This window comes from Streptococcus parasuis (genome assembly GCF_021654455.1).
Classification (GTDB): domain Bacteria; phylum Bacillota; class Bacilli; order Lactobacillales; family Streptococcaceae; genus Streptococcus; species Streptococcus parasuis.
In genome coordinates, this window is sequence record NZ_AP024276.1 from 21631 (window position 1) to 45564 (window position 23934).

Genomic DNA, 23934 nt, shown 5'->3' on the forward strand with positions numbered 1-23934 from the left:
GAATATTATGAACAATCAACCAAATAAAGGATTTATAAAAAATCCTTTTCTCATTATTCTCGTTATAGCGACCTTAGTTACAGCTTTTCAATTTTTTAATGCTGGTCAACAGGTTGCAACACAAGAAATTAGCTATTCACAAGTCATTACGGAATTAAAAAATAACAATGTATCTGAAATTACATATCAACCTGATTCAAGTGTCATCGAAATAACAGGTACATATAAAGAAGAACAAGAAGCTAATGATGAACTCGCATCTTCTATCAAATTATTCCAAGTCTCTAGTACAATTAAATATAAAAACTTTAAGGCTCTAATACTTCCATCTGAAACAAGTTTGTCAGAATTACAAACACTTGCGGATGAAAATGGTGTTAAAGTTACAGTTAAACCAGAGAGTACAAATGGCTTATGGTTTAGTATCTTGATAAATCTTGTTCCACTCATCATTTTTGGTGTATTTTTCATGATGATGATGAACCAAGGTGGCGGTGGAGCACGCGGAGCAATGAACTTTGGTCGAAACAAAGCTAAAGCTCTTGAACAAAGCAATATAAAAGTACGTTTCTCAGACGTCGCAGGCGCAGAAGAAGAAAAACAAGAACTGGTAGAAGTTGTTGAATTCTTGAAAGATCCTAAACGTTTCACGAAATTAGGTGCTCGTATTCCAGCCGGCGTCCTTTTAGAAGGCCCTCCGGGAACAGGTAAAACACTACTTGCTAAAGCTGTGGCTGGTGAAGCCGGTGTACCATTCTTTTCTATTTCAGGCTCTGATTTTGTTGAAATGTTTGTTGGTGTTGGTGCTAGTCGTGTACGTTCACTTTTTGAAGATGCTAAAAAAGCAGCCCCAGCCATTATTTTCATCGATGAAATTGATGCCGTTGGTCGCCAACGTGGCGTCGGCATGGGTGGCGGTAATGATGAACGTGAACAAACTCTTAACCAACTCTTGATTGAAATGGATGGTTTTGAAGGAAACGAAGGAATTATTGTTATTGCTGCAACAAACCGTAGTGATGTACTCGATCCAGCTTTGCTTCGTCCAGGGCGTTTTGACCGTAAAGTATTGGTTGGCCGTCCAGATGTTAAAGGTCGCGAAGCTATTCTTAAGGTTCATGCTAAAAATAAACCACTTGCAGCAGACGTTGATTTAAAATTAGTAGCACAACAAACACCAGGTTTTGTTGGTGCAGATTTAGAGAATGTTCTTAACGAAGCAGCCCTTGTAGCTGCACGTCGAAACAAGACTGTCATTGATGCTTCAGATATTGACGAAGCAGAAGATCGTGTCATTGCAGGTCCATCTAAGAAAGATCGTCAGGTGTCTGCCAAAGAACGTGAAATAGTTGCCTATCATGAAGCGGGACACACTATTGTAGGTCTTGTTTTATCAAACGCTCGTGAGGTACATAAAGTAACTATCGTCCCACGTGGTCGTGCAGGAGGTTACATGATTGCACTACCTAAGGAAGACCAAATGCTTCTTTCAAAAGATGATATGAAAGAACAATTGGCAGGCCTTATGGGTGGACGTGTAGCAGAAGAAATTATTTTCAATACACAGACTACAGGAGCATCAAACGACTTCGAACAAGCAACCCAGATGGCGCGTGCAATGGTTGCAGAGTATGGTATGAGTGAGAAAATGGGTCCAATGCAGTATGAAGGGAACCATGCAATGTTTGGTGGTCAAACCACTCAGAAATATATTTCAGAACAGACTGCTTATGAATTAGATAATGAAGTCAGAGACTTATTAAATGAAGCTCGAAACAAAGCAGCAGATATTATCCAGTCAAACCGTGAAACGCATAAACTCATCGCTGAGGCATTGCTCAAATATGAAACACTTGATAGTGTCCAAATAAAATCACTCTATGAAACAGGCAAAATGCCTGAGCATACCGAACATGGTGAGGATGACGTCCATCCACTTTCATATGATGAGATAAAAAATAAAATGAATGATCAGTAATAAAATAATTCAAAATATAAATGATTATTCAAAATAAATTTCCATAGCGCTCTTAATCGAGAGCGCTATGTTTGGTATTTAGGGAAATAGAGGCCAAAGAAACTTCACTAAGATATTAGTATAAAAATAAATGAAAATACAGTTTGAAAAGAAACAAAAAAGTTTGAAAAAGTAGTTGACAAAAGTAAGTGAAGATGATAGAATAATTGAGTTGTCTCTTGAGGGAGTTCGATACAAAGGGAACGAAAAAAAGTTTCAAAAAAGTGTTGACAAGACCTTGAAGAAATGATAAACTAAGATAGTTGTCGCAAGGACGCGACAACGACAAGACCTTTGAAAATTAAAGAAGACGAACCAAACGTGCAGGGTGATTTATCTAAGGATAAATCGTCAATGACAAAACAAAAACAATAAAACGGAAAGCTAGCAATAGCTTGAGTTTGAATCAAAACTTTTAATGAGAGTTTGATCCTGGCTCAGGACGAACGCTGGCGGCGTGCCTAATACATGCAAGTGGAACGCATGATTGATACCGGAGCTTGCTCCACCATTAATCATGAGTCGCGAACGGGTGAGTAACGCGTAGGTAACCTACCTCATAGCGGGGGATAACTATTGGAAACGATAGCTAATACCGCATAACAGTATTTATCGCATGGTAAATGCTTGAAAGGAGCAACTGCTTCACTATGAGATGGACCTGCGTTGTATTAGCTAGTTGGTGGGGTAACGGCTCACCAAGGCTTCGATACATAGCCGACCTGAGAGGGTGATCGGCCACACTGGGACTGAGACACGGCCCAGACTCCTACGGGAGGCAGCAGTAGGGAATCTTCGGCAATGGGGGGAACCCTGACCGAGCAACGCCGCGTGAGTGAAGAAGGTTTTCGGATCGTAAAGCTCTGTTGTAAGAGAAGAACGTGTGTGAGAGTGGAAAGTTCACACAGTGACGGTATCTTACCAGAAAGGGACGGCTAACTACGTGCCAGCAGCCGCGGTAATACGTAGGTCCCGAGCGTTGTCCGGATTTATTGGGCGTAAAGCGAGCGCAGGCGGTTTGATAAGTCTGAAGTAAAAGGCTGTGGCTTAACCATAGTACGCTTTGGAAACTGTCAAACTTGAGTGCAGAAGGGGAGAGTGGAATTCCATGTGTAGCGGTGAAATGCGTAGATATATGGAGGAACACCGGTGGCGAAAGCGGCTCTCTGGTCTGTAACTGACGCTGAGGCTCGAAAGCGTGGGGAGCGAACAGGATTAGATACCCTGGTAGTCCACGCCGTAAACGATGAGTGCTAGGTGTTGGGTCCTTTCCGGGACTCAGTGCCGCAGCTAACGCATTAAGCACTCCGCCTGGGGAGTACGACCGCAAGGTTGAAACTCAAAGGAATTGACGGGGGCCCGCACAAGCGGTGGAGCATGTGGTTTAATTCGAAGCAACGCGAAGAACCTTACCAGGTCTTGACATCCCGATGACCGCCCTAGAGATAGGGTTTCTCTTCGGAGCATCGGTGACAGGTGGTGCATGGTTGTCGTCAGCTCGTGTCGTGAGATGTTGGGTTAAGTCCCGCAACGAGCGCAACCCCTATTGTTAGTTGCCATCATTCAGTTGGGCACTCTAGCGAGACTGCCGGTAATAAACCGGAGGAAGGTGGGGATGACGTCAAATCATCATGCCCCTTATGACCTGGGCTACACACGTGCTACAATGGCTGGTACAACGAGTCGCAAGTCGGTGACGGCAAGCTAATCTCTTAAAGCCAGTCTCAGTTCGGATTGTAGGCTGCAACTCGCCTACATGAAGTCGGAATCGCTAGTAATCGCGGATCAGCACGCCGCGGTGAATACGTTCCCGGGCCTTGTACACACCGCCCGTCACACCACGAGAGTTTGTAACACCCGAAGTCGGTGAGGTAACCATTTAGGAGCCAGCCGCCTAAGGTGGGATAGATGATTGGGGTGAAGTCGTAACAAGGTAGCCGTATCGGAAGGTGCGGCTGGATCACCTCCTTTCTAAGGAAACGGAACCTGTACGTTAGTCTTCTTTAATTTTGAGAGGTCTTGTGGGGCCTTAGCTCAGCTGGGAGAGCGCCTGCTTTGCACGCAGGAGGTCAGCGGTTCGATCCCGCTAGGCTCCATTAGGATAGAAATCCTACTAAACTGAATACCAGTGAAGTTGAATTCACGACTAACTTCTTAGGAAAATAGATTATCTTCCTTGTGTCTAAAGACACAACGTCAGATTCCTAATTTTCTACAGAAGTTTCGCAAAAGCGACCGTCGTTCATATCCTAAACTTGTCCATTGAAAATTGAATATCTATCAAACATTCCTTGTGTATCTGTAAGGATACATAAAGAAATAGTAACAAGAAAATAAACCGAAAACGCTGTGAATATTTAATGAGTTTTCTAATTTTTGAAAAAATTAGGTTAATAAGGTTAAGTTAATAAGGGCGCACGGTGGATGCCTTGGCACTAGAAGCCGAAGAAGGACGTGACTAACGACGAAATGCCTTGGGGAGCTGTAAGTAAGCAATGATCCAGGGGTGTCCGAATGGGGGAACCCGGCAGGTAATGCCTGTCACTCACTACTGTTAAGGTAGTGTAGAGGAAGACGCAGTGAACTGAAACATCTAAGTAGCTGCAGGAAGAGAAAGCAAAAGCGATTGCCTTAGTAGCGGCGAGCGAAACGGCAGGAGGGCAAACCGAGGAGTTTACTCCTCGGGGTTGTAGGACTGCAATGTGGACTTAAAGAGTATAGAAGAACTACCTGGGAAGGTAGGCCAAAGAGAGTAATAGCCTCGTATTTGAAATATTCTTTATACCTAGCAGTATCCTGAGTACGGCGAGACACGCGAAATCTCGTCGGAATCTGGGAGGACCATCTCCCAACCCTAAATACTCTCTAGTGACCGATAGTGAACCAGTACCGTGAGGGAAAGGTGAAAAGTACCCCGGAAGGGGAGTGAAATAGAACCTGAAACCGTGTGCCTACAACAAGTTCGAGCCCGTTAATGGGTGAGAGCGTGCCTTTTGTAGAATGAACCGGCGAGTTACGATATGATGCGAGGTTAAGTTGAAGAGACGGAGCCGTAGGGAAACCGAGTCTTAATAGGGCGCATTAGTATTATGTCGTAGACCCGAAACCATGTGACCTACCCATGAGCAGGTTGAAGGTGCGGTAAGACGCACTGGAGGACCGAACCAGGGCACGTTGAAAAGTGCTTGGATGACTTGTGGGTAGCGGAGAAATTCCAAACGAACTTGGAGATAGCTGGTTCTCTCCGAAATAGCTTTAGGGCTAGCGTCGACATTTGAGAATCTTGGAGGTAGAGCACTGTTTGGATGAGGGGGCCATCTCGGTTTACTGATTTCAGATAAACTCCGAATGCCAAAGATTTATGGTCGGCAGTCAGACTGCGAGTGCTAAGATCCGTAGTCGAAAGGGAAACAGCCCAGACCACCAGCTAAGGTCCCAAAATAATTGTTAAGTGGAAAAGGATGTGGGGTTGCACAGACAACTAGGATGTTAGCTTAGAAGCAGCTATTCATTCAAAGAGTGCGTAATAGCTCACTAGTCGAGTGACCCTGCGCCGAAAATGTACCGGGGCTAAAACAATTTACCGAAGCTGTGGATAACACTTAAGTGTTATGGTAGGAGAGCGTTCTATGTGTGAAGAAGGTATACCGTGAGGAGTGCTGGAACGCATAGAAGTGAGAATGCCGGTATGAGTAGCGAAAGATGGGTGAGAATCCCATCCACCGTAAGACTAAGGTTTCCAGGGGAAGGCTCGTCCGCCCTGGGTTAGTCGGGACCTAAGGAGAGACCGAAAGGTGTATCCGATGGACAACAGGTTGATATTCCTGTACTAGAGTATGAAGTGATGGAGGGACGCAGTAGGCTAACTAAAGCGGGCGATTGGAAGTGCCCGTCTAAGCAGTGAGGTGTGATATGAGTCAAACGCTTGTATCTATAACATTGAGCTGTGATGGGGAGCGAAGTTAAGTAGCGAAGTTAGTGACGTCACACTGCCAAGAAAAGCTTCTAGCGATGTATCATACTCTACCCGTACCGCAAACCGACACAGGTAGTCGAGGCGAGTAGCCTCAGGTGAGCGAGAGAACTCTCGTTAAGGAACTCGGCAAAATGACCCCGTAACTTCGGGAGAAGGGGTGCTGACTTAAAGTCAGCCGCAGTGAATAGGCCCAAGCAACTGTTTATCAAAAACACAGCTCTCTGCTAAATCGTAAGATGATGTATAGGGGGTGACGCCTGCCCGGTGCTGGAAGGTTAAGAGGAGGGTTTAGCGTAAGCGAAGATCTGAATTGAAGCCCCAGTAAACGGCGGCCGTAACTATAACGGTCCTAAGGTAGCGAAATTCCTTGTCGGGTAAGTTCCGACCCGCACGAAAGGCGTAATGATTTGGGCACTGTCTCAACGAGAGACTCGGTGAAATTTTAGTACCTGTGAAGATGCAGGTTACCCGCGACAGGACGGAAAGACCCCATGGAGCTTTACTGCAGTTTGATATTGAGTATCTGTACCACATGTACAGGATAGGTAGGAGCCTACGAAATCGGGACGCCAGTTTCGATTGAGGCGCTGTTGGGATACTACCCTTGTGTTATGGCTACTCTAACCCGGTAGGTTTATCATCTACGGAGACAGTGTCTGACGGGCAGTTTGACTGGGGCGGTCGCCTCCTAAAAGGTAACGGAGGCGCCCAAAGGTTCCCTCAGAATGGTTGGAAATCATTCGCAGAGTGTAAAGGTATAAGGGAGCTTGACTGCGAGAGCTACAACTCGAGCAGGGACGAAAGTCGGGCTTAGTGATCCGGTGGTTCCGTATGGAAGGGCCATCGCTCAACGGATAAAAGCTACCCTGGGGATAACAGGCTTATCTCCCCCAAGAGTTCACATCGACGGGGAGGTTTGGCACCTCGATGTCGGCTCGTCGCATCCTGGGGCTGTAGTCGGTCCCAAGGGTTGGGCTGTTCGCCCATTAAAGCGGCACGCGAGCTGGGTTCAGAACGTCGTGAGACAGTTCGGTCCCTATCCGTCGCGGGCGTAGGAAATTTGAGAGGATCTGCTCCTAGTACGAGAGGACCAGAGTGGACTTACCGCTGGTGTACCAGTTGTCTCGCCAGAGGCATCGCTGGGTAGCTATGTAGGGAAGGGATAAACGCTGAAAGCATCTAAGTGTGAAACCCACCTCAAGATGAGATTTCCCATAACATTAAGTTAGTAAGAGCCCTGAGAGAAGATCAGGTAGATAGGTTGGAAGTGGAAGTGTGGTGACACATGTAGCGGACCAATACTAATCGCTCGAGGACTTATCCAAACTAAGTAATGAGAACGTTGTAGTTCGAATACAATTACTTATAAAAACCGAAGTCAATATTGACAGCGTTGGTAAAACTTGTTAGAATATAGATATTCAATTTTGAGTTGACAAGACTCAGTAGTTAAGTGACGATAGCCTAGGAGATACACCTGTACCCATGCCGAACACAGCAGTTAAGCCCTAGAACGCCTGAAGTAGTTGGGGGTTGCCCCCTGTTAGATACGGTAGTCGCTTAGCAAGATTTGGAGAGAAATCTCCATATGGGAGTTTAGCTCAGCTGGGAGAGCATCTGCCTTACAAGCAGAGGGTCAGCGGTTCGATCCCGTTAACTCCCATATCATGTTACTAAAAGCGTTAAGAAATCCGTATGAAAATAGGAAACTGACACAGAGTCGATGACTCTAGGAAGTCTATCTTTTTCACTAGGATTTTAGCTTGAGTACAGATAGGTCCCGTAGTGTAGCGGTTATCACGTCGCCCTGTCACGGCGAAGATCGCGGGTTCGATTCCCGTCGGGACCGTTCAAATAGTCTGGGAGACTATTTGAAGTTGGAAATGGAGCAAACGGAGTTTGCGTCATATTAAAGACTCGTTAGCTCAGTTGGTAGAGCAATTGACTTTTAATCAATGGGTCGCTGGTTCGAGCCCAGCACGAGTCATATGCGGGTTTGGCGGAATTGGCAGACGCACCAGATTTAGGATCTGGCGCTTTCGGGCGTGGGGGTTCAAGTCCCTTAACCCGCATAGGAATAGAAATAGGCCGGCTTAGCTCAGTTGGTAGAGCATCTGATTTGTAATCAGAGGGTCGCGTGTTCAAGTCATGTAGCCGGCATTCAGAAGAATTGCGAACGTAGTTCAGTGGTAGAACACCACCTTGCCAAGGTGGGGGTCGCGGGTTCGAATCCCGTCGTTCGCTTTAAGAGCCGGGGTGGCGGAACTGGCAGACGCACAGGACTTAAAATCCTGCGATGGCAACATCGTACCGGTTCGATTCCGGTCCTCGGCATGGACTACATATATAGTTAGCACCCTTAGCTCAATTGGATAGAGTACCTGACTACGAATCAGGCGGTTAGAGGTTCGACTCCTCTAGGGTGCATCACTCGCTTAATGGAGACGTTAGGGGAGCTTTATTTTTAATGATATCGGGAAGTAGCTCAGCTTGGTAGAGTACTTGGTTTGGGACCAAGGTGTCGCAGGTTCGAATCCTGTCTTCCCGATTCAATATTTGGCGGTGTAGCTCAGCTGGCTAGAGCGTCCGGTTCATACCCGGGAGGTCGGGGGTTCGATCCCCTTCGCCGCTATTAACTTGTTGCTGGACCTTTAGCTCAGCTGGTTAGAGCTCTCGGCTCATAACCGAGCGGTCGTAGGTTCAAGTCCTACAAGGTCCATTTGGAGGATTACCCAAGTCCGGCTGAAGGGAACGGTCTTGAAAACCGTCAGGCGTGTAAAAGCGTGCGTGGGTTCGAATCCCACATCCTCCTTTACTTACTATCGCGGGATGGAGCAGCTAGGTAGCTCGTCGGGCTCATAACCCGAAGGTCGTAGGTTCAAATCCTGCTCCCGCAATTTTATTTATATTGTGGATTATGGCTCGGTAGCTCAGTTGGTAGAGCAATGGATTGAAGCTCCATGTGTCGGCGGTTCGATTCCGTCTCGCGCCATTACATGGCTATGTCCAAGTAGTTGTTTTATTTCTTGGGCGCGTAGCTCAGATGGTTAGAGCGCACGCCTGATAAGCGTGAGGTCGGTGGTTCGATTCCACTCGTGCCCATAAAATAATATGGAGAATTACTCAAGAGGCTGAAGAGGACGGTTTGCTAAATCGTTAGGTCGGGTAACTGGCGCAAGGGTTCGAATCCCTTATTCTCCGTAAGTGAACGAGATTATCTATTGATATTCTCGTTTTATTGTATTTTCAGTAGAGGGTTCTTTAATGAATAAATTGTCTAAGCTCATCATAGCCTTTTTCGTTTTCCTAATTCTATCATTTTCATTGCTGTTTGTTACGACAAGTGGTAGTCATGATATTCCGTTTCTTTCTAATATTGTTTCTGGAGTCATGACGCCTATAGAAAAAATTTTTTCACCAACCGTTTCATTTATTACCGCACAAAGAACAAAGATTGAGGATCTTTTTTCTACTTTTAATGAAAATCAAGAATTAAAACAATCTATCGCTTCACTTGAGAATATTTCTGAAGACAATGAAACTTTACGTTTAGAGAATGAGTCTTTAAGAAAAGATTTAGGGATTGTAGCTTCATTTCCTGAAAAATCTTTTCTTTCTAGTTTTGTTTTAGTTAGAAATCCTGTATCTTGGACTGAACAATTGATTATCGATGCTGGAACTGAACAGGGTGTTGTTGAAAATATGTTAGTTGTAGCGAATGGTGGCCTTGCTGGGATAGTTACAAATGTTGAGTCTTCTTCTGCTAATGTTAAATTGTTAACTAATTCTGATGAATTTACTAAAATACCAGTTAAAATTTCAACTCAATCTGGGGATATTTATGGTATTTTGTCTGGTTATGATTCAGATTCAAATAGTTTTGTTGTGAATCAACTTAATTCTATGGATGACATTAAAATTGATAGTAATGTTGTAACTAGCGATTTAGCAGGGACAACACCTGCAAATATTCAAGTTGGGAAAGTCAAATCTATTAGTTCAACAAGCAATAGTTTGAATAGAGAAGTTTTTATTGAGCCAACTACCGATTTTTCTGAGATTTATTCGGTCTTATTAGTGGAGGAATAATATGAAATATAGCTCATTACGCTTATTAGTTTTTCCTTTGTTATTCTTCATTTTTTTGATTGATAGCCAGTTATCAACTTTATTTACTACAGTTTCTTTTAGTCATTTTTCTATTTCGAGCCATCTTTTGCTTTTAGCTGGTCTGTATCTAATTGACCTCATTTCTTTGCCGTCGTCCCTATTTATTTTTATTGTACTCGGTTTAATTTATGACCAATATTATCTGAATATCCTTGGAATTGCAACAACAATTTTTCCGCTCCTGATATTTGTCATCTATTATTTCTACAAATCCTTCGAACGCAATTGGTTCGTTGATTTACTAGTTTTTTTGGTGTTAATCTTCTATTTTGAATTTGTTAGTTATTTGTTTGCTAGGATTTTTCATCTGACGAATTTATCAGTCTTTATTTTTACTTTTTATAATCTGTTACCTAGTTTAATCATAAATAGTGTTATGTATTGTCTAGGAAGACCGGTTTTTAAACGTTTTTTTGACATTACATATAAGACATAAAAATGTAATAATTGCGTAATATTATTACGCTTTTTTTTTGTTAAAATGATAGAGTCAGAATATGAAAGAGGAGTCTAATTTAGTATGAAGAAAAAAATCTTAGCTACATTGATGTTGAGTACTGTTGTTTTATCGAATGTTAGCTATGTGGCTGTAATTAGCGCGAATGATATTGATAGTCAGATTGAAGCTAAAAACCAAGAAATTAGTAGTCTCACTGCACAGCAAGCAGCTGCACAACAACAAGTTGATAATATTCAAGGTCAGGTTGACGAAATTGTTGCTGAGCAGGCTAAATTAAATGAAGAAAATGCTCGTTTAGAAAGTGAATCTGCATCATTAGCGGCTGAAATTGAACGTTTGTCTGCTGATATTGTGTCTCGTGATGGTGCATTGAAAGAACAAGCTCGTAGCGCACAAGTTGATGCTTCAGCATCTAGTTACATCAATACTATTTTAGATTCAAAATCAATTATTGATGCAGTGTCACGTGTGAATGCTATGCGTGAAATTGTTGCTGCTAATAATCGTATGTTAGAGCAACAAAAAACTGATAAGGAAGCTATTGTAGAAAAACAAAAAGCAAACCAAGAGGCAATTAAGACTTTGGCGGCTAATCGTCAAAAACTTGAAGATGATGCTCAAGTTTTGGAAGTGCGTCAGGCTGAGTTAAAAGCAGCTCAATTAAATCTGGCGGCAGAAAAAGCGACTGCTGAAGATGAGAAGTCAGCGTTGTTGGCAGAAAAATCTGCTGCTGAAGAGGCAGCTCGTCAGGCTGCAGCTCGTCAAGCTGCGTATGAAGCTCAACAAGTTGCTTTGGCTCAACAACAGGCGGCCTCAATTATTTCAACACCTGTTGCACAATCTAGTACTGAAACAGTTGCAACTTCTTCTCAAAGTCAAGTAGTTGAACAATCAACAACTGTATCAACACCTTCAAATTCATCCTCTTCATCATCCTCTTCGTCTTCATCAGCAGCATCTAATAATGCAAGATACAATGCTTCATCTTATCCTGTAGGTGAATGTACTTGGGGTGTTAAATCTCAAGTGTCATGGGTTGGCCCTTATTGGGGTAATGCTAACCAGTGGGTTGCATCAGCACGTGCAGAAGGTTTTAGCGTTGGGACAACTCCGCAAGTTGGAGCAGTTGCTGTTTGGGTTGGTGGAGCATATGGTCATGTAGCTTTAGTTACTGCTGTTGAAAGTTCTACAAACATTCAAGTCTCAGAGTCCAACTATATGGGTCGTCGTTATATTGGTAACCACCGCGGTTGGTTTAATCCTACGACAACTTCTGAAGGTGCAGTTTATTATATTTATCCTTCATATTGATTTGTTATTTTTATAGGCTCTTTGTCAACTGTAGTGGGTAGATGAAAAGCTAACACCTAGAGAGGACGAACTTCGTTCTCTCTTTCTTTATGTTCAAAGCAATCAAAATCCGTTTTTTAAAATTTTCAAAGTTCCTGAAACCAAAGGCATTTCTTTTAATGACTTTGATGAGATTATTGGTAGCTTCCAGTTTGGCGTTGGAATAAGGCAATTCCATGGCGTTTAAAACCTTGTCTTTATCCTTTAGAAATGTCTTAAATACCGTCTGAAAAATAAGATTAACAGTGGCTACTTCCTGTTCGATGAGGTCAAAGAAATGGTCTGAGTTCTTCTCTTGGAAATGGAATAAGAGCAATTGATAGAGTTCATAGTGCTGTCGTAGTTCCTTGGAGAAAGACAGGAGTTTTTCTAGGATTTCCTTGTTAGTCAAATGCATTCGAAACATAGGGCGATAAAATCGTTTATCGCTGAGTTTACGGCTATCTTGTTGTATCAATTTCCAGTAGCGTTTCAAGACTCGGTATTCCTGCGATGTTCTGTCGAATTGATTCATAATTTGAATACGGACACGGTTCATAGCCCGGCTAAGGTGTTGAACAATATGAAAGCGGTCTAGTACGATTTTTGCATTCGGAAAAAGCTGTTTAGCAAGTTGATAATAGGGACTAAACATATCCATGGTAATCACTTTGACCTGATTTCTAACCTTTCTAGGATAGCGTAGAAAGTGGTTTCGGATGGTTGCTTGAGTTCTTCCGTCGAGAATGGCGATGACATTTAGGGAGTTGAAATCTTGAGCGATGAAGCTCATTTTCCCCTTCTTGAAGGCATACTCGTCCCAACTCATCACCTCAGGTAGGGTATTCCAATCCGTTTCAAACTTGAACTCATTGAGCTTTCTCATAACTGATGATGTTGAGATAGCTAGCCTGTGTGCGATATGTGTCATTGCTTGATTTTCGATGAGTAATTGGGCAATTTTCTGGTTAACAGCGACAGATATTTGATGGTTTTTCTTAACAAGAGGAGTTTCAGCGACCGCCATTTTCCCACATTCTTTACACTTGAAACGACGCTTTTTAAGGCGGATAAGGAGTGGATAACCAGCGGTTTCTAGGTAGGGAATTTTTGATGCTTTCTGGTAGTCGTACTTAGCCATTTGTCCCTTGCATTTTGGGCATTTAGGAGCCATGTAATCCAAGTAACCGTGGAGTTCTAAGTGAGTTCCCATATCATATTCATCAGTGATAGTGATATTTTTGTCTTTAATTCTGAGAAAATTTGTGATAAGATTTAGTTGTTCCATATGAGTCTTTCTAAAATGATAGTTTGAGCACTTTTCATTATAGGTCATATGGGACTTTTTTTCTATACTCAAAAAGGCTCCATAATCTCCACGGTGGTTTTACCCACTACAGAAATTATAGAGCCTTTTTATAAGAGCGTAATCATTGTGCGCTCTATTTTTTATTGAAAAATGAAGTAAAAAACGTTAAAATAGTAAAGGTAGAAAAATATAGGAGGCAGTCATGTCGTTTACTGACTTAAAATTGTTCGCACTATCATCTAATCAAAAGTTAGCAGAGAAAGTGTCACACATCATAGGGATCCCTTTGGGAAAATCAAGTGTTCGTCAATTTTCAGATGGTGAGATTCAAGTCAATATTGAAGAGTCTATCCGTGGTACGCATGTGTACATTCTTCAATCAACTAGCTCACCAGTCAATGATAACTTAATGGAAATTTTGATTATGGTAGATGCTCTAAAGCGTGCATCTGCAGAATCAGTAAACGTTGTTATGCCTTACTATGGTTATGCACGTCAAGACCGTAAAGCACGTGCACGTGAGCCAATCACTTCTAAATTGGTTGCTAATATGTTACAGACAGCCGGAGTTGATCGCTTGTTAACGATTGATTTACATGCCGCGCAAATTCAAGGTTTTTTTGATATTCCTGTTGATCATTTGATGGGAGCTCCTTTAATTGGTGATTATTTTGAGCGTCGTGGTATGGTAGGAGATGGCTATGTGGTTGTATCTCCAGACCATGGTGGTGTGACTCGTGCTCGTAAATTAGCTCAATTCTTAAAGACTCCGATTGCAATCATTGATAAACGTCGTAGCGTTGATAAGATGAATACGTCAGAAGTTATGAATATTATTGGTGATGTTGAAGGGAAAACCTGTATTTTAATTGATGATATGATTGATACAGCAGGTACGATTTGTCATGCTGCAGATGCGTTAGCAGAAGCGGGTGCAATAGCTGTCTATGCTTCTTGTACTCACCCGGTTTTATCAGGACCAGCGATGGATAACATTAGTAAATCAGCTATTAAGAAATTAGTTGTTTTGGATACAATAGAGATTGCTGAGGATCGCTTGATTGACAAGATTGAACATATTTCGACAGCTGAATTATTGGCAGAAGCGATTATTCGTATTCATGAAAAACGTCCACTGTCACCTTTGTTTGAAACAAGTCGTGGTTAATACGTATAAGAAGAGTTAAATGACTCTTCTTTTTTACATTTATTTGGAAATTATATTATAATAGTTCTATATGTTTTTGAGGTGACAGTATGGACTTATTAAATCGTTTCAATAAAAATTTAAATCGAATTGAGGTATCAATGATTCGTCAATTTGATCAGTCAATTTCTGATGTGCCTGGGATTTTAAAACTGACCTTGGGAGAGCCTGATTTTACAACACCGGATCATGTGAAAGAGGCAGCAAAAGCGGCAATTGATGCGAACCAAAGTCACTATACAGGTATGGCTGGACTGCTGGATTTGCGTGAAGCTGCGGCTGAATTTGTAGCTGAAAAATACAATTTAACTTACAATCCAAATACTGAGGTTTTATCAACGATCGGTGCGACCGAGGCTTTATCAGCTAGTTTAGTGGCCATTTTGGAGGCTGGTGATACTGTTCTCCTGCCTGCTCCTGCCTACCCTGGTTATGAACCTATTGTCAATATGGTAGGGGCAGACATCGTTGAAATCGATACGACTGCTAATGATTTTGTATTGACACCTGAGATGTTGGAAGAGGCGATACTTGAGCAGGGGGATAAGCTAAAAGCGGTCATTCTCAACTATCCTGCCAATCCAACGGGTGTGACTTACTCACGGGAGCAAATTCAGGCTTTTGCGGATGTCATTCGGAAGTATCCAATTTTTGTCTTGTCTGATGAGGTTTATGCAGAGTTGACATATACTGGTCAGCAACATACATCAATTGCAGAATTTTTACCAGAGCAAACCATTTTGATTCAAGGACTTTCTAAATCTCATGCTATGACAGGATGGCGGATTGGCTTGATTATGAGTCAAGCTCCGATTATTGCTCAAATAATTAAAAGTCACCAGTATCTAGTAACAGCCGCAGCGACAGCTATGCAATATGGTGCAGTGGAGGCCTTAAAAAACGGTAAGGATGATGCCCTACCGATGCGGGCGGAGTATGTCAAGCGACGGGATTATATCATCGAAAAGATGACTGACTTGGGCTTTAAGATTATCAAACCTGATGGTGCTTTTTATATCTTTGCCAAAATACCTGCGGAATACAATCAGGATTCATTTAGTTTTTTACAGGATTTTGCTAAGAAAAAAGCAGTTGCCTTTATTCCAGGTGCAGCTTTCGGTAAATACGGGGAAGGGTATGTACGTATTTCTTATGCGGCAAGTATGGAAACAATTCAAACAGCCATGGCTCGTTTGAAGGAATATCTAGAAGAAAATGGAACGAATTGAAACTAGGGGATTAGTCCTTTATAATCGGAATTTTCGAGAAGATGACAAGCTGGTCAAGATTTTTACGGAGAAGGCTGGCAAGCGAATGTTTTTCGTGAAACATGCCTCTAAGTCCAAGCTGGTAGCCTCTATTCAGCCGTTGACACATGCGGATTTTATCGTCAAAATCAATGATGACGGTCTGTCTTATATCGAAGATTTTCATCAGGTACAGCCATTTAAGAATATTAACGGCGATATTTTCAAGCTTAGCTATGCTACCTATATCTTAGCCCTGGCAGATGCGGCCTTGCAGGACAAGGTCTATGACCCAGCCCTCTTTGCATTTTTGGTCAAGACCTTAGATTTGATGGAGTCGGGTTTGGACTATGAAATTTTGACCAATATCTTTGAAATTCAGCTCTTGGGACGATTTGGGATCAGTCTGAATTTTCACGAGTGTGCTTTTTGTCATCGGGTTGGCTTGCCTTTTGACTATTCCTACAAGTACAGCGGTGTCTTGTGTCCGCAACACTATCAACAAGATGAGCGACGGGCTTATCTGGATCCAAATGTTCCCTATCTACTTGATCAATTTCAGGCTATTTCCTTTGATGAGCTGGAAACCATTTCTATCAAGCCTGAGATGAAGCGAAAATTACGGCTTTTTATTGACCAGCTGTACGAGGAATATGTGGGGATTCACTTGAAATCCAAGAAATTTATAGATGATTTGTCTTCTTGGGGGCAGATTATGAAACCAAGAACAGAAAATGAGGAAACAGAATGAAACGTATTGCAGTAGATGCTATGGGTGGGGACCATGCCCCTCAGGCAGTGGTAGAAGGTGTCAATCAAGCCTTGGCTGCCTTTCCAGACATTGAAATTCAACTTTATGGTGATGAGGCTAAAATCAAGCAGTATTTGACAGCGACAGAGCGTGTCAGCATCGTCCATACGACGGAGAAAATCAATTCAGATGATGAGCCTGTCAAGGCTATTCGTCGTAAGAAAGATGCTTCTATGGTCCTAGCGACCAAGGCTGTCAAGGATGGTCAGGCAGATGCAGTCTTGTCAGCTGGAAATACAGGTGCTCTTTTGGCGGCAGGCGTCTTTGTCGTCGGTCGCATCAAGAACATCGACCGTCCTGGTCTTATGTCTACCTTGCCGACTATGGACGGTAAGGGATTTGATATGATGGACTTGGGGGCAAATGCTGAAAATACAGCTCATCACCTCTATCAGTATGGTATTCTTGGCTCATTTTACGCGGAGCACGTGCGTGGAGTTAAACAACCTCGTGTGGGACTTTTGAACAACGGTACGGAAGATACCAAGGGCACGCCAGTTCACCAAGAAGCCTATAAACTCTTGGCGGAAGACAAGTCGATTAACTTTATCGGAAATGTGGAGGCGCGTGAGTTGCTTAACAGCGTGGCGGATGTGGTCGTGACGGATGGTTTCACGGGAAACGCTGTGCTGAAAACAGTTGAAGGGACTGCAAAATCCATCGTTGGTCAGTTGACTGGCTCAATCAAGAATGGTGGGCTGCGTGCTAAATTGGGTGGTCTTTTGGTTAAACCAACCTTGAAAAAGGCCTTGGGGGCTATGGACTATAAAACTGCAGGTGGTGCTGTCTTGCTTGGTCTGAAAGCACCTGTCATCAAGGCGCACGGATCCAGCGATGCTCAGTCAATTTTCTATACGATCAAGCAGACACGTTCGATTTTGGAGGCTGGCATTGTTGAAAAATCAGTGGCCAAATTTTCAGTAGTGGAGGAAAGTCATGACTAGAGAGCAGGTCTATCAGCGGGTTGTTGAATTGATTCAAGATGAAAAAGGTGAGGATTTCAATGTTCAACCTGAGTCGACTTTGGCTGATAATATTGCTGCAGATTCTGTTGAAATTATGGAATTTGTGCTGAATTTGGAGGATGAGTTTGGAATTGATATTCCAGATGCTGCAATTGAGCGCTTTGAAACCCTTTCTGATATTGTTGATTTTGTTTATAAAGAAACACAAAAACGTTCGTAGTTTACGGGCGTTTTTCTTTACTTTTACAGGAAGATTAAGGTATTTCTTGAATATACGAACAAGCTGTGATAAAATAAACAAAAAGGTTAGAATAATTTGTGAAAGGCGAACATTTTTATGAAAACAGACCTTATCTATTCAGGAAAAGCTAAAGATATTTTTGCTACAAGTAATGATAATCAAATTGTTGCAGTGTACAAGGATCAGGCAACGGCTTTTAATGGTGGTAAGAAAGAACAGATTGCTGGGAAGGGTCGGCTTAATAATCTGATTTCTTCGCTTATTTTTGAAAAGTTAAATGAGGCTGGTGTAAAAACGCATTATATCAAGCGTTTATCAGATACGGAACAATTAAATTCGAAGGTGGATATCATTCCTCTTGAGGTGGTATTGCGTAATATTACAGCTGGATCATTTTCAAAACGTTTTGGTGTGGAAGAAGGTATTGAGTTAACTCATCCTATTGTTGAGTTTTACTATAAAAAAGATGAGCTGGATGACCCTTTTATTAATGATGAACATGTTGCGTTTCTCAATATAGCTAGCCAAGAGGATATTGCTTATATTAAAGAAGAAACTCGCCGAATCAACGTTCTCTTGAAAGAGCTGTTCGCTCAGATTGGTTTAACGTTGGTAGATTTCAAATTGGAATTTGGATTTGATAAAAGAGGACAAATTGTATTGGCTGATGAATTTTCACCGGATAATTGTCGTCTGTGGGATGTGGATGGAAACCATCTTGATAAAGATGTGTTCCGTCGTGGTCTTGGAGAGTTGACCGATGTTTATGAGGTTGTTTTAGAAAAATTGCAGAGCGTGAAATAGGGGATTTTAGAAAGGGATTGAAACCGTCCGGAAAAATATGATTAGACTGAGAATCCACTAAATGTATTTGGTGATTTCTAAGTGTAAGACAGCTTTTCTTGTCGGACTTGGTATCTTGAATATGGCAAAACGTATTTTTGTTGAAAAAAAAGCAGATTTTCAAATTAAGGCAGAAGCTCTTCTCGAAGAATTGGTTCACAATTTGCAGTTGACTAGTCTATCCAGTCTTCGATTAGTACAGGTATATGATATTTTCAATTTAGAGGAAGAATTGCTTGAACAAGCGATTAAGCATATCTTCATGGAACAGGTAACAGATAAGGCGTTGTTGGAAGAAGAACTGGGTTTAGAAAGCTCAGTCTATTTTGCCATTGAGGCTCTCCCTGGTCAATTTGATCAACGTGCAGCTAGTAGTCAAGAGGCTCTCCTTTTATTGGGTAGCCGCCAAAATGTACGTGTTCATACTGGTCAGCTTTTTATCTTAAATGGAAATGTACTAGAAGAAGAATTGGCTGCAATTAAGAATTATCTTCTTAATCCTGTTGATTCTCGTTTCAAAGATATGGAATCACCTTTGCTGGAACAGGAATTTTCTGTTTCAGATAGCTCTATTCCAAATTTGGAATTTTTTGCAAACTATAGTGCTGAAGACTTTGCGATGTATAAGCGTGAAGTTGGTTTGGCCATGGAAGTGGAGGATTTATTATTTATCCAAGACTATTTCAAATCAATCGGTCGAGTTCCAACTGAAACAGAGCTCAAAGTCTTAGATACTTATTGGAGTGATCACTGCCGTCATACGACATTTGAAACAGAACTCAGAACGATTGACTTTTCAGCTTCAAAATTCCAAAAGCAATTGCAGGCGACATATGACAAATACATTGCGATGCGTTCAGAACTAGGTCGATCAGATAAGCCTCAAACTTTAATGGATATGGCTACTATTTTTGGTCGCTATGAGCGTGTGAATGGTCGGTTGGATGATATGGAAGTTTCTGATGAGATTAACGCTTGTTCAGTAGAAATTGAAGTGGACGTGGATGGAGTGAAGGAACCTTGGCTTCTCATGTTCAAAAATGAAACACATAATCACCCAACAGAAATTGAACCATTTGGTGGGGCAGCAACTTGTATTGGTGGTGCTATCCGTGATCCGTTGTCAGGTCGGTCTTATGTCTATCAAGCAATGCGGATTTCAGGTGCAGGAGATATCACTCAACCATTAACTGCAACACGTGATGGGAAATTACCACAACAAATCATTTCAAAAACAGCTGCACATGGCTATTCTTCTTACGGCAACCAAATTGGTCTTGCGACGACCTATGTCCGTGAATACTTCCACCCAGGTTTCGTTGCCAAACGTATGGAACTTGGAGCGGTAATTGGAGCTGCTCCGAAAGAAAATGTAGTCCGTGAAAAACCGGTGGCTGGTGATGTGGTCATCTTACTTGGTGGTAAAACTGGACGAGATGGTATCGGTGGAGCAACAGGTTCGTCTAAGGTTCAGACTGTCGAATCGGTCGAAACAGCTGGTGCAGAAGTTCAAAAGGGAAATGCTATTGAAGAACGTAAAATTCAGCGTTTATTCCGAAATGGACAAGTGACACGACTGATTAAAAAGTCGAATGACTTTGGTGCAGGAGGTGTCTGTGTAGCGATTGGTGAGTTAGCAGATGGTTTGGAAATAGATTTAGATAAGGTGCCACTCAAGTATGCAGGTTTGAATGGAACTGAGATTGCCATTTCAGAATCACAAGAGCGGATGAGTGTAGTCGTTCGTCCAGAGGATGTAGAAACTTTTATCGAAGCCTGTCGTGAAGAAAATATCCATGCTGTTGTAGTAGCTAAAGTGACGGATAAACCAAATCTAGTCATGACTTGGAATGGCCAAACGATTGTTGATTTGGAACGTTCTTTCCTTGATACAAATGGTGTTCGTGTAGTAGTTGATGCAAAAGTAGTTGACAATGCTGTCAACCTTCCCGAATTACGTCAGACATCACCTGAAACCCTAGAAGAGGATTTGAAGACAATTCTTTCAGACCTCAACCATGCTAGCCAAAAAGGATTGCAGACTATTTTTGACTCTTCAGTTGGTCGTTCAACAGTGAATCATCCGCTTGGTGGGCGTTATCAGTTGACGCCGACAGAAAGTTCCGTTCAAAAGTTACCTGTCCAAGATGGTGTGACGACAACAGCTTCGGTTATGGCGCAAGGTTACCATCCATATTTAGCAGAGTGGTCTCCATATCATGGTGCAGCGTATGCGGTGATTGAAGCAACAGCTCGTTTGGTTGCAACAGGTGCAAACTGGTCTAAGGCCCGTTTCTCTTATCAAGAGTATTTCCAAAGAATGGATAAACAGGCGGAACGGTTTGGACAGCCTGTAGCGGCTTTACTTGGCTCAATTGAGGCTCAAATTCAGCTAGGTTTACCATCTATTGGGGGTAAGGACTCTATGTCTGGTACTTTTGAAGAACTAACGGTTCCTCCGACACTAGTTGCTTTTGGTGTAACCACTGCAGATAGTCGCAAGGTTCTTTCTCCTGAGTTCAAAACAACCAGTGAGAATATCTATTATCTTCCAGGTCAAATTTTATCGGAAGACATAGATTTTACATTCATCAAGTCAAACTTTGAGACTTTTGAAAAATGGCAGAATACTTATGCGATTACAGCAGCAAGTGCTGTTAAGTATGGTGGTGTTTTAGAAAGTATAGCTCTTATGACCTTTGGAAATCAGATTGGTGCGACAATTGAATTAGAAACCGTAGAAACATGTCTGACAGGTCAATTAGGTGGTTTTGTCTTTACTTCTACTGAAGAAATATCAGGAGCAGTGAAAATTGGACAGACAACTGAAGAGTTTACACTTGTTGTCAATGGTGTCAAGTTGTTTGGACATGATGTACAAGCTGCTTTTGAAGGAAAACTTGAAGAGGTCTATCCGACAGAATTTAGACAAAACACTTCTATAGAGGATGTCCCAGCCATTGCGAAAACAACGATTCGTAGAGCCAAGAAAAAAGTTGATGTTCCACTGGTGTACATTCCAGTTTTCCCAGGAACTAACTCTGAGTATGACTCAGCCAAGGCGTTTGAACAAGCTGGTGCCCAGGTAAATCTAGTACCATTTGTAACCTTAGATGGAAAGAGTATCGAACATTCCGTTGACACAATGGTGGACAATATTGACAAGGCTAATATTCTTTTCTTTGCAGGTGGTTTCTCAGCAGCCGATGAGCCAGATGGTTCTGCTAAATTTATCGTGACTATCTTGCGAAATGCCAAGGTCCGTTCAGCTATTGACCAGTTTATCGAAAAAGGTGGTCTCATTATCGGGATCTGTAATGGTTTCCAAGCCCTTGTTAAATCAGGCTTATTACCTTATGGGAATTTTGAAGAAGTAGTGGAAACCAGTCCAACTCTCTTCTATAACGATGCTAACCAGCACGTTGCAAAAATGGTTGAGACACGCATTGCTAATGTAAATTCTCCATGGTTATCAGGAGTTCAAGTTGGAGATATTCACGCTATTCCAGTTTCTCATGGTGAAGGGAAATTTGTAGTTACTGATGAAGAATTTGAAGTTTTGCGCAACAATGGCCAAATTTTCAGTCAATACGTGGATTTCACTGGTCAACCAAGTATGGATTCAAAATACAATCCAAATGGCTCATATCATGCGATAGAAGGAATTACTAGTGCCAATGGTCAAATCATTGGGAAAATGGGACATTCAGAGCGTTATGAAACTGGTCTCTTCCAAAATATTCCGGGGAATAAAGACCAGGGCTTATTTGCATCAGCGGTTCGCTATTTTACAGAATAAGAAAGTTCAGTCATCATTCTGGTTGAATAAACATAATAAAGGGAATAACATGTACGAAGTTAAATCACTTAATGAAGAATGCGGAGTCTTTGGGATTTGGGGTCATCCGCAAGCTGCTCAGGTCACATATTTTGGACTCCATAGTTTGCAGCACCGAGGTCAAGAAGGCGCAGGGATTTTAGCAAATGATGAAGGACATTTACGTCGTCATCGGGATACAGGGTTGATTGCGGATGTTTTTAAAAAGTCAGAAGACCTAGAACGTCTCACTGGGAGAGCAGCGATAGGTCATGTTCGCTATGCCACGTCAGGTTCAGCTTCTATCCATAACATTCAACCTTTTCTCTTTGATTTTTCAGATATGCAAGTTGGACTAGCTCATAATGGCAATTTGACTAATGCAGTTAGTTTAAAGGCAGAATTAGAAAAAAATGGTTCGATTTTTTCAAGTTCATCTGATACTGAAATTTTGATGCATTTGATTCGTCGCAGTCATAATCCAGACCTGATGGGTAAAATCAAGGAAGCTCTTAATACTGTCAAGGGTGGATTTGCCTACTTGATTATGTTAGAAGATAAAATGGTTGCAGCCTTGGATCCAAACGGTTTTCGTCCATTATCTATTGGAAAGATGAAGAATGGGGCTTGGGTCGTTGCCAGCGAGACATGTGCGTTTGAAGTCGTTGGAGCAGAATGGGTTCGTGATGTTGAGCCGGGAGAGATGGTCATTATTGATGATTCAGGAATTCGCTATGATACCTATACGACGGATACACAACTTGCAGTCTGTTCGATGGAATATATCTACTTTGCGCGTCCAGATTCTGTCATTCATGGGATAAATGTTCATACTGCCCGAAAAAATATGGGGCGCCGTTTGGCTCAAGAATTTCAACACGAAGCAGATATTGTTGTTGGTGTGCCTAATTCATCACTTTCAGCTGCAATGGGTTTTGCAGAGGAGTCCGGTTTGCCAAATGAGATGGGGCTGATTAAAAATCAGTACATTCAAAGGACCTTTATCCAGCCTACACAGGAATTACGGGAACAGGGTGTTCGCATGAAGTTATCAGCTGTTTCCAGTGTTGTTAAGGATAAGCGCGTGGTTATGATTGACGATTCAATTGTTCGAGGAACAACGAGTCGTCGTATTGTCCAACTGTTACGTGATGCTGGTGCGAAAGAAGTCCATGTTGCTATCGGTAGTCCTGAACTGAAGTATCCATGTTTTTATGGAATTGATATTCAAACACGTAGAGAACTGATTTCAGCCAATCATTCTGTAGATGAGGTTTGTGAAATTATAGGAGCTGATAGCCTTACCTATCTGTCATTAGATGGTTTGATAGACTCGATTGGTATAAAAACAGATGCACCTAAGGGTGGGCTCTGTGTGGCGTATTTTGATGGAGAATTTCCAACGCCCCTTTATGACTATGAGGAAGAATATCTTCGAAGCTTAGAAGAGAAAACTAGTTTCTACATAGAGAATGTCAAAAGAGATAAATGAGTGTCAATCAATATTGACAACCTTGTAAACCTTGTCAATCAACTGTAAAG

At 42.1% G+C, this 23934-nt stretch carries 13 protein-coding genes, 17 tRNA genes and 3 rRNA genes; 32 read left to right on the plus strand and 1 reads right to left on the minus strand.

The genetic code is table 11. The annotated features are described in order from the left end of the window. The first annotated feature begins 7 nt into the window (after nt 1–7). The 24 genes from ftsH (at nt 8) to pcsB (ending at nt 11934) form a co-directional block, all read left to right on the plus strand. Nucleotides 8–1978 carry an ATP-dependent zinc metalloprotease FtsH gene (ftsH, locus tag L6410_RS00110; protein WP_024396360.1) on the plus strand — a complete coding sequence of 657 codons (1971 nt, stop codon included), beginning with the start codon at nt 8–10 and terminating at the stop codon, nt 1976–1978. Nucleotides 1979–2431: 453 nt separating this feature from the next. Continuing rightward, nucleotides 2432–3988 (plus strand): 16S ribosomal RNA (locus L6410_RS00115). Nucleotides 3989–4040: 52 nt separating this feature from the next. After that, nucleotides 4041–4113: transfer RNA gene (locus L6410_RS00120), tRNA-Ala, on the plus strand. Nucleotides 4114–4414: 301 nt separating this feature from the next. After that, nucleotides 4415–7318: ribosomal RNA gene (locus L6410_RS00125) — 23S ribosomal RNA — on the plus strand. A 124-nt stretch (nt 7319–7442) separates the two neighbouring features. Then, a 5S ribosomal RNA gene (gene rrf, locus L6410_RS00130) occupies nt 7443–7558 on the plus strand. The 16S, 23S and 5S rRNA genes sit together here with 17 tRNA genes alongside, the layout of an rRNA operon. Nucleotides 7559–7583: 25 nt before the next feature. After that, a tRNA-Val gene (locus L6410_RS00135) sits at nt 7584–7656 on the plus strand. A 113-nt stretch (nt 7657–7769) separates the two neighbouring features. After that, nucleotides 7770–7842, plus strand: a tRNA-Asp gene (locus tag L6410_RS00140). A 65-nt stretch (nt 7843–7907) separates the two neighbouring features. Continuing rightward, a tRNA-Lys gene (locus tag L6410_RS00145) sits at nt 7908–7980 on the plus strand. 3 nt (nt 7981–7983) lie between these two features. Continuing rightward, a tRNA-Leu gene (locus L6410_RS00150) sits at nt 7984–8065 on the plus strand. Between the two features lie 15 nt (nt 8066–8080). Further along, nucleotides 8081–8153: transfer RNA gene (locus tag L6410_RS00155), tRNA-Thr, on the plus strand. Nucleotides 8154–8165: 12 nt separating this feature from the next. Further along, nucleotides 8166–8237 (plus strand) — tRNA-Gly (locus L6410_RS00160). A 6-nt stretch (nt 8238–8243) separates the two neighbouring features. Then, nucleotides 8244–8327, plus strand: a tRNA-Leu gene (locus L6410_RS00165). A gap of 19 nt (nt 8328–8346) precedes the next feature. Then, a tRNA-Arg gene (locus L6410_RS00170) sits at nt 8347–8420 on the plus strand. Nucleotides 8421–8467: 47 nt separating this feature from the next. Next, a tRNA-Pro gene (locus L6410_RS00175) sits at nt 8468–8541 on the plus strand. Nucleotides 8542–8551: 10 nt separating this feature from the next. Then, a tRNA-Met gene (locus L6410_RS00180) sits at nt 8552–8625 on the plus strand. A 13-nt stretch (nt 8626–8638) separates the two neighbouring features. Next, nucleotides 8639–8712, plus strand: a tRNA-Ile gene (locus tag L6410_RS00185). A gap of 3 nt (nt 8713–8715) precedes the next feature. Continuing rightward, a tRNA-Ser gene (locus L6410_RS00190) sits at nt 8716–8805 on the plus strand. A gap of 11 nt (nt 8806–8816) precedes the next feature. Then, a tRNA-Met gene (locus L6410_RS00195) sits at nt 8817–8890 on the plus strand. A 22-nt stretch (nt 8891–8912) separates the two neighbouring features. Next, a tRNA-Phe gene (locus L6410_RS00200) sits at nt 8913–8985 on the plus strand. Between the two features lie 36 nt (nt 8986–9021). Beyond that, nucleotides 9022–9095, plus strand: a tRNA-Ile gene (locus L6410_RS00205). Nucleotides 9096–9106: 11 nt separating this feature from the next. Next, nucleotides 9107–9194: transfer RNA gene (locus tag L6410_RS00210), tRNA-Ser, on the plus strand. A gap of 63 nt (nt 9195–9257) precedes the next feature. Next, entirely contained in the window at nt 9258–10082 is an 825-nt protein-coding gene (mreC, locus tag L6410_RS00215; protein ID WP_172090069.1) for a rod shape-determining protein MreC, read from the plus strand. 1 nt (nt 10083) lies between these two features. Beyond that, nucleotides 10084–10599 (plus strand): rod shape-determining protein MreD, encoded by a 516-nt coding sequence (gene mreD, locus L6410_RS00220; protein ID WP_172055142.1) that lies wholly within the window; start codon nt 10084–10086, stop codon nt 10597–10599. Nucleotides 10600–10683: 84 nt separating this feature from the next. Beyond that, entirely contained in the window at nt 10684–11934 is a 1251-nt protein-coding gene (pcsB, locus tag L6410_RS00225) for a peptidoglycan hydrolase PcsB (RefSeq protein WP_172055141.1), read from the plus strand. Nucleotides 11935–11983: 49 nt separating this feature from the next. Here pcsB and L6410_RS00230 read toward each other — a convergent pair whose 3' ends face one another. Next, nucleotides 11984–13240, minus strand: coding sequence for an ISL3 family transposase (locus L6410_RS00230; RefSeq protein WP_237395183.1), 1257 nt, complete (start codon nt 13238–13240; stop codon nt 11984–11986). 223 nt (nt 13241–13463) lie between these two features. Here L6410_RS00230 and L6410_RS00235 point away from each other — a divergent pair, with 223 nt between their 5' ends. From L6410_RS00235 to purF, 8 genes are all read left to right on the plus strand, one after another. Next, on the plus strand, nt 13464–14429 hold the full coding sequence (locus L6410_RS00235) for a ribose-phosphate diphosphokinase (RefSeq protein WP_237395543.1): 966 nt from the start codon (nt 13464–13466) through the stop codon (nt 14427–14429). A gap of 89 nt (nt 14430–14518) precedes the next feature. Further along, nucleotides 14519–15697: a pyridoxal phosphate-dependent aminotransferase gene (locus L6410_RS00240; protein ID WP_237395544.1), complete on the plus strand. Its 1179-nt coding sequence runs from the start codon at nt 14519–14521 to the stop codon at nt 15695–15697. Further along, nucleotides 15684–16466: a DNA repair protein RecO gene (gene recO / locus L6410_RS00245; protein ID WP_237395545.1), complete on the plus strand. Its 783-nt coding sequence runs from the start codon at nt 15684–15686 to the stop codon at nt 16464–16466. The genes L6410_RS00240 and recO overlap by 14 nt, the downstream gene beginning before the upstream one ends. After that, on the plus strand, nt 16463–17470 hold the full coding sequence (gene plsX, locus L6410_RS00250; protein WP_024392875.1) for a phosphate acyltransferase PlsX: 1008 nt from the start codon (nt 16463–16465) through the stop codon (nt 17468–17470). Before recO ends, plsX begins: the two co-directional genes overlap by 4 nt. Further along, nucleotides 17463–17711, plus strand: a complete 249-nt coding sequence (locus L6410_RS00255) for a phosphopantetheine-binding protein (protein WP_024392874.1) — start codon at nt 17463–17465, stop codon at nt 17709–17711. The genes plsX and L6410_RS00255 overlap by 8 nt, the downstream gene beginning before the upstream one ends. 117 nt (nt 17712–17828) lie before the next feature. Beyond that, the gene (gene purC, locus L6410_RS00260) at nt 17829–18536 is read left to right on the plus strand and encodes a phosphoribosylaminoimidazolesuccinocarboxamide synthase (RefSeq protein WP_237395546.1); all 708 of its coding nucleotides are present in this window, start codon (nt 17829–17831) and stop codon (nt 18534–18536) included. A gap of 121 nt (nt 18537–18657) precedes the next feature. After that, nucleotides 18658–22374, plus strand: a complete 3717-nt coding sequence (locus L6410_RS00265) for a phosphoribosylformylglycinamidine synthase (RefSeq protein ID WP_172025380.1) — start codon at nt 18658–18660, stop codon at nt 22372–22374. 49 nt (nt 22375–22423) lie between these two features. Further along, nucleotides 22424–23884, plus strand: coding sequence for an amidophosphoribosyltransferase (gene purF / locus L6410_RS00270; RefSeq protein WP_024392871.1), 1461 nt, complete (start codon nt 22424–22426; stop codon nt 23882–23884). The last annotated feature ends 50 nt before the right edge of the window (nt 23885–23934 follow it).

Excerpts from the sequence above, each read along its gene's own strand:
- ftsH (WP_024396360.1), top strand. The coding sequence starts at position 8 with ATGAACAATCAACCAAATAAAGGATTTATAAAAAATCCTTTTCTCATT.
- mreC (WP_172090069.1), top strand. The coding sequence starts at position 9,258 with ATGAATAAATTGTCTAAGCTCATCATAGCCTTTTTCGTTTTCCTAATT.
- mreD (WP_172055142.1), top strand. The coding sequence starts at position 10,084 with ATGAAATATAGCTCATTACGCTTATTAGTTTTTCCTTTGTTATTCTTC.
- pcsB (WP_172055141.1), top strand. The coding sequence starts at position 10,684 with ATGAAGAAAAAAATCTTAGCTACATTGATGTTGAGTACTGTTGTTTTA.
- L6410_RS00230 (WP_237395183.1), bottom strand. The coding sequence starts at position 13,240 with ATGGAACAACTAAATCTTATCACAAATTTTCTCAGAATTAAAGACAAA.
- L6410_RS00235 (WP_237395543.1), top strand. The coding sequence starts at position 13,464 with ATGTCGTTTACTGACTTAAAATTGTTCGCACTATCATCTAATCAAAAG.
- L6410_RS00240 (WP_237395544.1), top strand. The coding sequence starts at position 14,519 with ATGGACTTATTAAATCGTTTCAATAAAAATTTAAATCGAATTGAGGTA.
- recO (WP_237395545.1), top strand. The coding sequence starts at position 15,684 with ATGGAACGAATTGAAACTAGGGGATTAGTCCTTTATAATCGGAATTTT.
- plsX (WP_024392875.1), top strand. The coding sequence starts at position 16,463 with ATGAAACGTATTGCAGTAGATGCTATGGGTGGGGACCATGCCCCTCAG.
- L6410_RS00255 (WP_024392874.1), top strand. The coding sequence starts at position 17,463 with ATGACTAGAGAGCAGGTCTATCAGCGGGTTGTTGAATTGATTCAAGAT.
- purC (WP_237395546.1), top strand. The coding sequence starts at position 17,829 with ATGAAAACAGACCTTATCTATTCAGGAAAAGCTAAAGATATTTTTGCT.
- L6410_RS00265 (WP_172025380.1), top strand. The coding sequence starts at position 18,658 with ATGGCAAAACGTATTTTTGTTGAAAAAAAAGCAGATTTTCAAATTAAG.
- purF (WP_024392871.1), top strand. The coding sequence starts at position 22,424 with ATGTACGAAGTTAAATCACTTAATGAAGAATGCGGAGTCTTTGGGATT.